Source organism: Psychrobacter sp. 16-MNA-CIBAN-0192, from assembly GCF_040309565.1.
GTDB lineage: Bacteria > Pseudomonadota > Gammaproteobacteria > Pseudomonadales > Moraxellaceae > Psychrobacter.
This window is the reverse complement of sequence record NZ_JBEOOX010000017.1, coordinates 1-12,852: the sequence shown is the minus strand read 5'-3', so window position 1 is coordinate 12,852 and position 12,852 is coordinate 1. Positions and strand designations below refer to the sequence as shown.

Below are 12,852 nucleotides of genomic sequence, written 5' to 3'. Positions count from 1 at the left end.
ATAATTCATTTGAAAAAATAAATTATTAGAGTTATAAGTTTTAAATTTGCAAAAGTAATAAGCATACACTCGCGATTTGAATGAATATAGCGGCATTCCATTGCTATTAAATATGTTGTTACAATTAACCATTATAAGGCTATTAGCACTTTTAATAAATAGCTGACGCCTAATAATTGATAGGCAATTGAAGAACTTTGTCCATTATGATGGTTTATAAACTAATTATCTTGCAAAAGCTTTGCGGTATTGCTTATTTTAAACTCATGATACAAGTCAAAAAACGTCATTGGGTCTTCAACATTATCAAGTAAGCCTCGTTTATTGAGCGCCACAAACATAGCCAGCGCATAAGCTGTGCAATGGACGGTTTTCTTTGGATTGAATTCAAGGTCAGTAAAGGCTTGATATTGCATAACCTCTTCATGTAATTGAGGATTTTGCTTAAGAGCATTCACATATAACCAATCATAAAATGTAGTTACTGGCTCCACACTCCATTCCATACCAAAATAATTGTAGCCAATCAGCTCACCTGAAGTTATTAAGCGCTCGTCTTTTTTAACTTGTCTTGGCGGCGTATCTAGCAGATCAAGATAAGGACCACCGTTTTCAAAAACCTTACTGGCTTGAAAAGCGTTTTCGACACTATATTGCATGCCATCGTGCTCATCTGTTATCTGTAAGCTTAATGGACTTAGTAAAAAGCTTAACTTATTTCCAGACTTACTCGATAGCTCTAAGACATGATTAAAGCCATATTTTTTGCGAATCACTTGATGCATATCATTAATGGATTTTTTCTTTTGTTTGCTGGCAAATCCCACGTGCCGCTCAAACCTAACCATATCCGTTTTTACCAGATTGTCACTGTTGACCCTAGGCATAAATACGGGTCGGTGCTCTACCGCATCTTTTGTTTGTTCCATGGGATTCTGTCTGTGTTCCATAATGCTATACCTTATCTCTATGTTCTTATAACAAAATTCTTGTAATGATATGATTTATCAATGGTCTTTTATAATTGAGCTGAGAAAAACAGCATTTAAATCAGTAAGCTTTCCAAATATATCGTTATCCATTAACGCAATTCATCAACGACCGCGAGCATAGCAATCAACGAGGCTTCTCCCAGTTTAATCGAGCGCTCCGGTGACCAACCTGTAATGGCATCAGGCACATTATCGTTATCTTTAAACGGCATCTCTAAAGTATTGGCAAGGCAATCAAAACGTTCAGCAACCCAATTGGTAGCGACCGTCATATTTGCTTGTCCCGGTGCATCAATATCGTATCCTACTTCAGATTGAAAATCGGCACTGGCGAGCTTTAGTACTTCCGAAAATTTATCACGAAGTTTAGCCAATCTATCATTATAGCTTGGCGTCCCTTGCGAACCGGCAAGAAATACAAACGGCAAGGCTTCATCACCATGCACATCATAAAACAAATCCACACCAGTCGCTTCCATTTTATTAATAACATGAAATACTTCAGGGCTTTTTTCTAAACTCGGATTTGACCATTCACGGTTTAAATTAATCCCTGCTGCATTAGTGCGCAGATGCCCACGCACGCTACCATCAGGATTCATGTTGGGCACAATATAAAAGTTAGCCTTTTCTAATAATAATTTAGCCATGGCATTATCACTATCTAATAAACTATCTATCAAACCTTCGACTAACCATTCAGCCATCGTCTCACCAGGATGCTGACGCGCAATAATCCAGATATTGCGTTTATTATCGTCACCAATACCATCGCTATTTCCAATCTTTACCAAAGTTAAGTCGCGCTTATCCAATGTCCCCCCTAAATGCTCTAAACTCACTAGCGGATATGTTTGCACAGCTGCTAGTAAGTCTTGGTGACGCTCATAGCTGTAAGGGGCAAAATAAGCAATTTGGATAATTTCGCACGCCAACTCCACCACTATGGTTAATACACCATCTTTATAAGAGGTTGGCAAACGAAACCAATGCTGACGATCAATTGAGGCAACTGCTTGATAATTCTCCCACCCTTTTAAATATGATGCTTCACCCGCATTCATAATATTGAGGACATATTGCTCCCCAACTTGACCCTCTAAGCGAAAATTAAACCATTGCAAAAACTCACCACCAAAGTCTGGACGAATTGCCAGTTGGATGTCTTTTTTATCTTCTAAACTAATAACCTCAATATTGCCGGCATCAAAATTAGCAGTGATACGCATAGCCTTTCCTTAATCAGATTTTTCAGTTTTATGAGGGTGCTTTAAGAGTGAGCAGTCAGAGCAAATAATTTCTATTTTTGTATCAATAAGCACAAATATGATATTGCTTTTCTACCTCTAGCCTCAACTTTACTGCTTCAGTATACTTTCTAAAGTACTATCAATAAAGGCGTTGAAAAGCCTTTCTCATTTAAAGCCAAATTTAAAAAATGTTTTAGGGAAAAATAATAACGTCATCATCCTCTTGCCATGGCGTAAACTTGCTCATTGCTTGTATAAAAAATGGATGCTCCAACCAGTTTTGTAGCCATAGATGCAGATGTGGATAAGGAAGATTATAAAAAACAGCGCGATTTACATGAGCAAACTGGCGGATAAAAGGCATAATGCAAATATCGGCAATGGTTATACTATCACCCAGCAAAAAGGTATGTTTAGTCAGTAATGTCTCCAAAATCTGTAAAAAAACTTCGCCCTGCTCTCGATATTCTGTCTGAGTCATCTCAAGATAACGATCAGCATATTTATATCGATTTAGCCAATATTTAAAGTTATTATCATTTTGTTCAATCAATGCATTGGCTTCATGCGATACAGTGATATCTAATAACCCGTGTGGATCTTGCTGCTTAAGTGCCCACATTATAATCTCTATACTTTCTTCAAGCACATCACCATCCGCAAGCTGTAACACGGGTACCGTTCCTTTTGGACTAATGGCTAACATGGGCGCTGGCTTATTTTTTAAAACGATTTCGCGCAGCTCTACAGACAAACCGGCAAATAAAATACCAAGACGGGCACGCATCGCATAGGGGCAGCGACGAAAAGAATACAGGCGAGGAAATAATAAGGACATAGGTATCTTTTAAAGTTGATAAATAATTGAGTGAAAGTTGCAGGTTTAAAGGTATCGATTGCAGTGGTTACCTTTCATGATTACCTTTTATAGCTGCTCTGCAATAATCATAGAAAGCTAAGAAAAGGTTTTAAAAGCGATCTTTTAGTAAAATCAATGAGTCAACCCATATTATAATTGTAAAACGCAGCTTACAGTACATTTCGTATTTTACAAGGAGAGAGACAGTGAGCCTATCAAATAAAGCCGTCTTTGATGATTTCGTCCACGCTCAAAACATGATTTATTCTTCAGTGATTAACGAGCTGTCTCAAGGCAAAAAACGCACACATTGGATGTGGTTTATCTTTCCGCAGCTTCACGGGCTAGGATACAGTAGCATGGCACGGCGTTTTGCTATACAGAACTTGACGCAAGCTCAGGAATATTTGCAGCATGAGGTGCTTGGTAAGCGGCTATTAGAATGTACTGAACTGTTGTTAATGCATGCTGACAAAAGTGCTTTACAGATTTTTGGTTCGCCAGACCACTTAAAACTACACTCTTCATTGACTTTATTTACCTTGGTAGCAGGTGAGGATTCAGTTTTCGAACAACTCTTACAACAGTTTTTTTCAGGCAAATACGATTTAAATACCTTGGCTATTTTAGAGCAATAAAGCTGCTATAGAAAACAAAAGCAATCACTAATAGGCAATAAAAAATCCAATATTAAGCGCTTTATGCAAACGTCTAACATTGGATTCAGGTTATGCAAATTAAGATTACTTAGGTCAATAAAGATCAAATAGAGAATAAGTAGGCTTTAGTTTATCAACTAGCTGTCTAATAAATCTATCATACTCTGATACTTCTCTTTCTTAGCCGTAACCTTTTTACGCTCTTCGGCTCCGTCATTTGAAGAACTATCAGAGCCATCTGCTTTTTTGTCTAATCCTTCAAGTTCGGCGTTTGCACCATCAAGAAGTTTATTAAGCAGCATAGATAACGCTTTTTCAGATACATCATGAGTGATACCTGAGGTTTCAGCTAAAATGTCGTCTTTAAGCTTGGTTGCCCATTGGTAGATATTAGCTACTACTGCCCCTTGCTTATCTGTTTCTTTAGAGTCAGAACTTTCTTCTTTATCAGTCATTAAGTCATCTTTAAGTTTAGTCGCCCACTGATATATATTATTAATCGTTGAACCCGATTTATCTTCTTTATCTTCTTTATCAGACTTATCTTCTTTATCAGACTTATCTTCTTTATCAGACTTATCTTCTTTATCAGACTTATCTTCTTTGTCAGACTTGTCTTCTTTATCAGACTTGTCTTCTTTATCAGACTTGTCTTCTTTATCAGATTTATCTTCTTTGTCAGATTTATCTTCTTTGTCAGATTTATCTTCTTTGTCAGACTTATCTTCTTTATCTTCTTTATCAGACTCATCTTCTTCAAAGATCACATGATCGCCTTTTAAAACTTCTACATGAGTTACCGGACTGTCTTTTTGAGCATCTACTGAGTTATTTGCCTTATCTTCATGATTGCTTTCATTGGCATTAAGGGTCTTATCTGACATAATTTTGAATCCTTATAGTATTATTAGTGGCGGAATGGTATAAAATATTGACCCCTAATACTAAGCCAGTAGCGTCTTTTCTTCAGTGAATTAATGTAAGTTTGTATAGCAAAAAGTTATCCGAAAAAATATGCAATCGTCTTAATGGTTATTTAAATAAGTCGTTAGCGTTATGCTTTTACGTATTCGCGTAAAATGGTATGACAACTTTTTAATTAGACATAAAAAAAAGCAGCCAAATATTTTATTTGGCTGCTTTTAATTTTAAAAGCTAATGTAAGCTAAGTTTTGGGTTATATAACCTTTAAAATAGCTCGCACGTAAAATTACAAAGAAATATGCTGAGCTTCGCCTTTTTCGACAGCAAGTCTTGCAGCAGCAGACGCAACCGCTAAATCTTGCAAGCCAACACCGGTACCATCGAACAAAGTAACTTCATCATCTGAGCTACGACCTGGATGATCGCCATTGATGACATCGCCAAGCGTGGTAATATCAGACTCTTTAATCGCGCCAGATTTGATGGCATGCTGGGCTTCACCAAGACTGATCGACTGTGCGATCTCATCAGTGAATACCGTAGCAGAAGCTATTAAAGCTGGATCAACTTCTTGCTTACCAACGGTATCAGTACCCATACAAGCGATGTGCGTACCTGGCTTGATCCATTCTTTCATCAATAATGGCTCAAACGCTGAGGTAATAGTAATGATGACATCGGCCTCGGCACATAACTGCTCACGATCAACAGATTCGAATGGGATATTCATCTCTTCTGCGATAGCTTGTAAGTTAGTTAAATGCTCTGGATCTTTATTCCAAGCAACTACCTTCTTAAAGCTACGTTGTTCAAGAGCAGCACGTAGCTGGAACGTCGACTGATGACCTGCGCCAACCATACCGATAACTTTGCTGTCTTGGCGCGCTAAATGGGCGATAGATACTGCTGATGCCGCTGCAGTACGTACCGCTGTTAAATAGTTACCGCCTACTAGTGCGCGTAATTTACCATTATCTGGATTAAACAAGAAAATGGTTGACTGATGGTTGGTCAAGCCTTTAGCTGCATTACCAGGCCAGTAGCCGCCTGATTTTAGACCTAGTGATTTGCCCGCACGGTCAAAACCTGATTTAAAACCATATAGTGCATCAGCATAGCCAATAGCTTCGCGAATAACTGGAAAGTTGTACGCGTCACCCTTCGACATTGATGCAAAAACATTTTCAACCGCAGTAAAAGCAGAATCACGATCAATCACTGACTTACAAGCGTCTTCCGATACGATGATTAGGCCTTCATTATTAGCACTGTTTGCTTCACTCATTGTAAATTCCTTTTTATTATCAAATTCTTCAATATTTCTAAACTTAGAGACGTTTAAATAAGAAAGGCTGTTGTAGGCTAAAGCTACAACAGCCCCTTTAAACTAAATTGCTAAGATTAAACTAATTAATCTTGTATTGACTAGTATGCGCGACCACGTGCAGATACCGGCCATACTTTTTCAACTTTACCGTTACGAACACCGATATAAAAATCATGAATATTACAAGTAGGATCACAATGACCTGGTACTAGTTTTAGTTTTTCATTGATTTTTAGTACGCCATTTGGATCACTTACTACGCCATGTTCATCCGAACACTTAACGTATTCAACGTCATCACGACCGTAGATGAATGGTAGGCCACTATCTACTGACTGAGCTTTTAGGCCCGCATCAACGATAGCTTTGTCAGGTTTTGCATGGCTCATTACAGACGTTAGGATAAATAACGCATTTTCCCACTCACCAGCATCAATACGGTTGCCGTCTTCATCTAAGATACGACCGTAATCGGCATCCATAAAGGCATAAGAACCACACTGTAATTCGTTGAAAACGCCTGAATTACTTTCAAAATAGTAACTACCAGTACCGCCACCTGAAACGAATTCTGGCTTTAGACCGATTTCAGTCAATGCATCAATAGCTTCTTGTACTTGATCGATAGCCACTTGGGTTTTAGCTTTACGATCACTGTAGCTGTCCATGTGCTGCATCGCACCTTGGTATGCTTGAATACCAGTAAACTTGATATTTTTAGCAGCATCAATTGCTTTAGCGATTTCAACAACAGCTTCAGTGGTAGTTACGCCACAACGACCCGCACCACAGTCAATTTCAATATAGCAGTTCAGTTCAGTGCCAGCTTCAGTTGCAGCAGCTGATAACTCAGCAGCGCTATCAACATCATCAACACAAACGGTAATATTTGCACCTAGTTTAGGCAAGTTAGCAAGACGCTTAAGTTTAGCAGGCTCACGTACTTGGTTTGACACTAAGATATCTTTGATACCGCCACGTGCAAACACCTCTGCTTCAGAAACTTTCTGACAGCATACGCCTACTGCGCCGCCCATTTCTTCTTGCAGTTTTTGTACATCAACTGATTTATGCATTTTACCGTGGCTACGATGACGCATGCCATGATCTTTAGCATAGTCGCCCATCTTTTTAACGTTGCGCTCAAGAGCGTCAAGATCCAAAATCAAGCAAGGAGTTTGGATATCAGCTTCATCCATACCAACTTCAGCAGGGACGTTAAAACCAACTTCTAATTCTTCAGTAATCATATTCAAGCTCCATTTGTTTTCATTGATTGTACTTGATAGTACAAAAATGCGTTTGAACTTGCGCATTTTTATACTTAGTTAACGCTTAAGTTAAACTTATTGAATAATACTTAGTTGCTGGCAATTAGTTCCAAGGCAACTTATCAAGATCAACATTACCACCAGTGATAATAACGCCAACTTTTTTACCTGCAAAAACGTCTTTGTTCTTTAGAATGACCGCAAGAGGCACAGCACAGCTTGGCTCAATAACGATTTTCATATGCGTCCACGTTAACTTCATTGCAGCAATGATTTCTTCTTCAGTCGCTGTCAAAATATCGGTCACGTAGTTGCTAACAAAATGCCACGTTAAATCTTTTAATGGAACCTTTAGGCCATCAGCAATAGTATCTGGCGCATCATCAGCGATGATATGACCTGCTTTGAATGAACGTGCAGCATCATCAGCATTTAATGGCTCAGCCGCGTATATTTTAACGTCTGGCGCAAGATTCGATAACGTTAAGCAAGTACCAGATATCATACCGCCGCCACCGATTGGCGCAACAACCATATCTGGCTTCACGCCTCTTTCTTCCATTTGCTCTAAAAACTCACGTGAGCAAGTCGCTTGCCCTGCAATTACGCGTGGGTCATTATACGGATGGACGAAATCGCCGCCAGTTTCTGCTTGAATCTTAGCAAATACTTCTTCGCGTGAAGTCGTTGATGGCTGGCATTCAGTGATAATCCCGCCGTAACCACGCACTGCCGCTTTTTTGGCTTCTGGTGCGCTATAAGGCATGACCACATTACAAGGTACACCGCGCTGACCTGCTGCATAAGATAGAGACAATGCATGGTTACCTGAGCTATGCGTACAGACACCATTTTTGGCTTCTTCATCAGTTAAGCCAAATACGGCGTTTGATGCGCCACGAACTTTAAAAGCGCCTGCTTTTTGAAAGTTTTCACACTTAAAGAACATCTCACAGCCAGCCATCTCGTTCAAAAATGATGAGGTTAAAACAGGCGTGCGATGGATATACGGCTTGATACGCTCATGAGCCTCTAACATATCATCAAGAGTTGGAATCACTAATCCATCATCATTTGTTATCATAAAAAATACACCTTAGAGGTTTTTGTTAATTTGTTAAGTGGTTTTTTTCTTAACTTGTTCTTATTCGGTTATTCATTTTTTTAGGGATTAATTGTTGCGGAAGTATTCTTGCGCAGCAGCAACACCTTGACCTAGCGTGATAGGATAGTTCAAGTCAGCCATCGCCATCTCAATAGTTGCTAATCCTGATAGTACCATCACTTCAGTCAATGAACCTAGATGACCAATTCTAAACGCCTTACCATTCATTTCACCTAAACCGATACCAAAAGAAATACCATATTTATTAAAGGCATGGTCGGTCAGCTCATTACTATCAAAGCCTTCAGGAACAAAGATAGCACTTACCGTATTAGAATAAAGATCAGGAGTTTTTGCACATAATTTCATACCCCATGCGCTCACGGCTTGGCGTACACCTTCAGCCAAACGATAATGGCGCGCATAGACGTTTTCAAGCCCTTCCTCAGACAACATCTCAAGACTTTCTCTTAAACCATAGATTAAGTTTAACGGTGGTGTATATGGAAAGCCGCCATTGGCATTTGCTTTCAACATATCGCGGAAGTCAAAATAAGTGCGTGGTAGTTTAGCTTCATCCATATGACTCAAAGCTTTTTGACTAACGCCTAATACTGCCATACCTGTTGCAAGCATAAAGCCTTTTTGTGAACCGGCAACAGCAACGTCGACGCCCCACTCATCCATCTTGAAAGGTACAGATGCAATTGAGCTAACGCCATCTACAAATAGTAGAGCGGGATGAGTGGCGCTATCCATTGCCTTACGGACGGCACCAATATCACTCATTACCCCAGTCGCTGTTTCGTTATGCGTGACCATAACTGCTTTTATCTCGTGCGCTGTATCGGCACTTAAGATAGCCTCAAATTTATCGGCAGGTGCGCCAGTACCCCAAGGACATTCAACAATTTGCACATCAAGTCCGTGACGTTGACACATATCAATCCAGCGATGCGAAAACATACCGTAGCGTGCAATTAAAACTTTATCACCAGGTGATAGAGTATTGCTAATAGCTGCTTCCCAACCGCCTGTTCCGCTAGAAGTAAATAACAGAACTTCACCATCTTGCGTACCAATTACTTTTTTGACACCAGATAGTACAGGCAAAAATGTATCTGAAAAATCAGGCGCACGGTGATCTTGACTCGGCACATTCATTGCGCGGCGTAGTCTGTCAGGGATATTAGTTGGACCAGGAATAAAAATTGGGTTTTGCAGTGACATGATTCACATCCTTGTTAAGTGTAAATAAAGTTTACATAAAAATTGTATAGGCAGGTTTAAGCTAGAGTCTTCCTGACTCATACAGTTTTGTTATTGGTTATAGGCTTTAAAAATTAACCATGTTAAAAGAAAGGAGTTGCAGATGACTTATCATTTTTCTACTTACTGCATTCTTTTTTATGGTGTTTGTTGCGGTAAACGGTTGTACGAGTGAGTGAGCTGTATTTCAGTTGAAAAAGTATAGAGACTTATCCATTACCTAAAACACAGTATCAGCAAAAATTTATTTATTAAGATACAGGCAAATTTACTTTATTACAAGTCCGTTTTAACTTCATCTTATTATAACGGACCCAAATTGTTTATAGACTGAGCATGAAATCTAACAATCGTAGAAACCACTGTACTTTACCATTACAACCTATATTCTGTCAAAGAGGCGGCGCTATTTATTTCTCATTATAGGTGTATCTAGCCATTGGTTTCCCTTAATGTATCAGGTGAACAGCCATTATATGTTAGTTAAATCTTATTCGTTTATCATAATTTACGTTTTTACTCATTACCATCGCTACATTAGCATAAATAATAGTGACTATAAATTGGATTAAGCACTTGTTCTTTTGTACTACTACCCCTTTACAACCTTTGCGCAGTCTTTGATAATTTACTTTCAAATCAATTATATGCGCTATTGTTCTGGCGTAGTGAATAACATATCATCTGCCATACGTCCAAGTGTGGTTTGTACATAAGAATTATGCTTTCCTGAATTTTTTATCACTCTCGCTTCTTCAGCACTATAGCCTATCACACTCTCATCAGTTTGAAAGTTCCACATATAGCCCAATGTGTCGTCTGAATGCGGGTGCAAAGGTCGTAAAATAGTGGTGCAATAGCGACTTTCTGCTCCTTTGGCATTTTTGTTTTCATATAAATATCGGGTTTCGGGACAGCGAGTTTTTTCAGTACTTTTTGCTTGATTGGCTTGATTACTGTCGCTTATAGGTCGTCTGAACCAGGTGGCACTACTTCTCGCCCTCGGAGGACCTTGCATAAAAATATCCTGTATGAATGTACATTCATAAGCGCTGTAAGGTAGGCGGCTTCTTTCAATGGTAATTGAATGAGAAATATAAGGCATGTGATGCCCTATCGTGTTTTTTTTGCTCCAATCGGACAGTTTTTGTCCAATTAAACGTGCTTTTGGAAAAATACTTTTGGTAATCCAGTCATCTTTTGAAGTTAGGTTTATCCATAGAGGACGCTGCAATGCTAAGCCAGTACTGGGGTCAGGTGCTGGCATTTTCTGATAAATTCTGTCAAAGGCATCAGCGCCTATAGCAGAGTTTAAAGTGACTAGCAAAGAGCGCTCACCCAGTGGCCATTGTTTAACCGTGGTGGTCTGCGCCAAGTCATCTAAAAATGCGCGAGATAATATCCTGCCACCAAAGGATTTACCCACAATCAGCGTATATCCAGAGTGTTCACTCTGCTGTACATGATTGACCATAGCAATGATATCAGCACGTATTTCGCCCCGCCCACCAATAGTATCAGCCGCCTTTGCTCTATCTTTAACCGATAAAAGAGTCGCTGGGAAATGCTCATATTTTTTACCACGCCAACCAATATAAACCCCTATCACGTTCATGTTGGGGTTCTGAAAGCTACGCCGCGCTAGCAAATAAGGGAAACTAACCACATCTGGACTGGGCGCCATTGTACTGGCATTATTGTTCCAACTATTGATATAAACTATCAGGTAAATGGGTTTTTCCGCTGTTGCTATGGCTCGTTTAATAAGCGCTAGCTGTCTATTACCCTCAAACTTCTCCCCCGTTTCTGCGTACTCTAGATATAGCAGCTGAAACGTGGTGGGGTCAATAATATCGCCCTCTTTTGCTATTACCTGATCTTGGCGAAAGGTAGAGATACCGTTCACAATAACCATATTGGTAACAGGCTTAATATGCGCATCTAATTCTCTTTCAGAACAAGATATTGGCGTAGCACAAGCAATTTTATGATAAGCCTGATCAGGGATAGTGACACAAGATATAAGTATAAAGCAGTAAAGAGAAATAAGTATATATTTCACAATCAGGCTCCCTTAAACCCTCGTAAAAAAGCATCTCTCCCCGTCTAATCATTTTACTCCAAATATAGAAATATAAACGATAATAGCCCTAATATATATAAATTATTGTTTGTAAATATCATCCTTTGAATTATCATTAGCATTTAATATGATCACATCAATTGCTAAGAGTGCCCTTCATCATGTTCGACTTTGATTTAAGCTTAAAACTAATGTTGTATCACCTGATTCAATTAGGTATTGCGTTCATTCTTTCACTACCGATTGCCCTAAACCGTGAAATGAAAGATAAGGGTGCAGGACTCAGAACTTTCCCTTTAGTGAGTATTGCATCCTGTGCTTTTATGCTGGTCGCTGTAGATATCTACCATGGCTCACAGCCAGAAGCGAGAATCATGTACGCTATCATTACGGGTATGGGCTTTATTGGTGGTGGCGCTATTTTTAAGGGTGACGATAGTGTTAAAGGAACGGCGACGGCTGCAAGTTTATGGAATACCGCCGCTATTGGTATTTCTGTGGCATATGGGCGTTATGAGATTGCAATTATATTATCGGTGGTTAACTTTTTAATCCTACAATTCTCAGACCCATTTAAAGCAAAACATAAGCGTTAGGTACCTTTAAGATAAAAAAGCTTGCCGATAAAATGATATTTATCGGCAAGCTTCTTTATTATCCTAAACACTCTGTTTGGTTGATTCGTTACTTGTTCATTAACAATTTAACCACTTATTATTGGCAGCCAAAATACTAAAGCCAATAAGGTCACTAACAGCACCGGAGGCGTAATGAGTAAGCCAACCTTCATATACTGTCCCCAACTGATTTTATAGTCCTTTTCAGCCAAAACATGCAACCATAACAAAGTGGCAAGGCTGCCAATGGGAGTGAATTTAGGTCCTAGATCATTGCCAATAACGTTGGCATAAATCATCAGCTCACGCGTTACAGCAGGAACTTGTGCGTGGTCAATGGCTAGTGCGCCAATTAGCGTTGCTGGCATATTGTTCATTATTGAAGCAGTAATCGCCGATAAAAACCCCGTGCCCAAGGTTGAACCGCCCCGGTATTGTCGGAGGCTCAACTTTCTGAGAGAATACGACAATGAAAACACGAAACTATACCCCCGAG

Annotated in this window: 12 protein-coding genes; 2 read left to right on the top strand and 10 right to left on the bottom strand. The window is 39.4% G+C overall.

Going from position 1 to position 12,852, the window contains the following annotated elements:
• Positions 1 to 221: 221 nt before the first annotated feature.
• The 3 genes from AAEY78_RS11345 to AAEY78_RS11335 all read right to left on the bottom strand — a co-directional run bounded on the left by AAEY78_RS11345 (position 222) and on the right by AAEY78_RS11335 (position 3,080).
• A complete protein-coding gene (locus tag AAEY78_RS11345; RefSeq protein ID WP_352339483.1) occupies positions 222 to 929 on the bottom strand; it encodes a DarT1-associated NADAR antitoxin family protein in 708 nt (235 codons plus the stop codon).
• A 152-nt stretch (positions 930 to 1,081) separates the two neighbouring features.
• Positions 1,082 to 2,221, bottom strand: coding sequence for a M14 family metallopeptidase (locus tag AAEY78_RS11340; protein ID WP_352339453.1), 1,140 nt, complete (start codon positions 2,219 to 2,221; stop codon positions 1,082 to 1,084).
• 214 nt (positions 2,222 to 2,435) lie between these two features.
• Positions 2,436 to 3,080, bottom strand: a complete 645-nt coding sequence (locus tag AAEY78_RS11335; protein ID WP_352339452.1) for a glutathione S-transferase — start codon at positions 3,078 to 3,080, stop codon at positions 2,436 to 2,438.
• A gap of 227 nt (positions 3,081 to 3,307) precedes the next feature.
• Here AAEY78_RS11335 and AAEY78_RS11330 point away from each other — a divergent pair, with 227 nt between their 5' ends.
• A complete protein-coding gene (locus AAEY78_RS11330; protein ID WP_352339451.1) occupies positions 3,308 to 3,739 on the top strand; it encodes a DUF1810 domain-containing protein in 432 nt (143 codons plus the stop codon).
• A gap of 158 nt (positions 3,740 to 3,897) precedes the next feature.
• Here AAEY78_RS11330 and AAEY78_RS11325 read toward each other — a convergent pair whose 3' ends face one another.
• From AAEY78_RS11325 to AAEY78_RS11300, 6 genes are all read right to left on the bottom strand, one after another.
• On the bottom strand, positions 3,898 to 4,644 hold the full coding sequence (locus AAEY78_RS11325) for a hypothetical protein (RefSeq protein ID WP_352339450.1): 747 nt from the start codon (positions 4,642 to 4,644) through the stop codon (positions 3,898 to 3,900).
• Positions 4,645 to 4,970: 326 nt separating this feature from the next.
• Positions 4,971 to 5,969, bottom strand: coding sequence for an iminosuccinate reductase BhcD (gene bhcD / locus AAEY78_RS11320; RefSeq protein WP_352339449.1), 999 nt, complete (start codon positions 5,967 to 5,969; stop codon positions 4,971 to 4,973).
• 140 nt (positions 5,970 to 6,109) lie between these two features.
• A complete protein-coding gene (bhcC, locus tag AAEY78_RS11315; RefSeq protein WP_352339448.1) occupies positions 6,110 to 7,261 on the bottom strand; it encodes a 3-hydroxy-D-aspartate aldolase BhcC in 1,152 nt (383 codons plus the stop codon).
• A gap of 124 nt (positions 7,262 to 7,385) precedes the next feature.
• The gene (gene bhcB / locus AAEY78_RS11310) at positions 7,386 to 8,366 is read right to left on the bottom strand and encodes a beta-hydroxyaspartate dehydratase BhcB (protein WP_352339447.1); all 981 of its coding nucleotides are present in this window, start codon (positions 8,364 to 8,366) and stop codon (positions 7,386 to 7,388) included.
• Positions 8,367 to 8,453: 87 nt separating this feature from the next.
• Entirely contained in the window at positions 8,454 to 9,617 is a 1,164-nt protein-coding gene (gene bhcA, locus AAEY78_RS11305) for an L-aspartate--glyoxylate aminotransferase BhcA (RefSeq protein WP_352339446.1), read from the bottom strand.
• Positions 9,618 to 10,308: 691 nt separating this feature from the next.
• Positions 10,309 to 11,718: a hypothetical protein gene (locus AAEY78_RS11300; protein WP_352339445.1), complete on the bottom strand. Its 1,410-nt coding sequence runs from the start codon at positions 11,716 to 11,718 to the stop codon at positions 10,309 to 10,311.
• A 182-nt stretch (positions 11,719 to 11,900) separates the two neighbouring features.
• Here AAEY78_RS11300 and AAEY78_RS11295 point away from each other — a divergent pair, with 182 nt between their 5' ends.
• Positions 11,901 to 12,335: an MgtC/SapB family protein gene (locus tag AAEY78_RS11295; RefSeq protein ID WP_352339444.1), complete on the top strand. Its 435-nt coding sequence runs from the start codon at positions 11,901 to 11,903 to the stop codon at positions 12,333 to 12,335.
• Positions 12,336 to 12,442: 107 nt separating this feature from the next.
• Here the strand turns inward: AAEY78_RS11295 and AAEY78_RS11290 are convergent.
• The coding region (locus AAEY78_RS11290; RefSeq protein ID WP_352339443.1) for an ArsB/NhaD family transporter at positions 12,443 to 12,852 on the bottom strand (410 nt) is incomplete at its 5' end.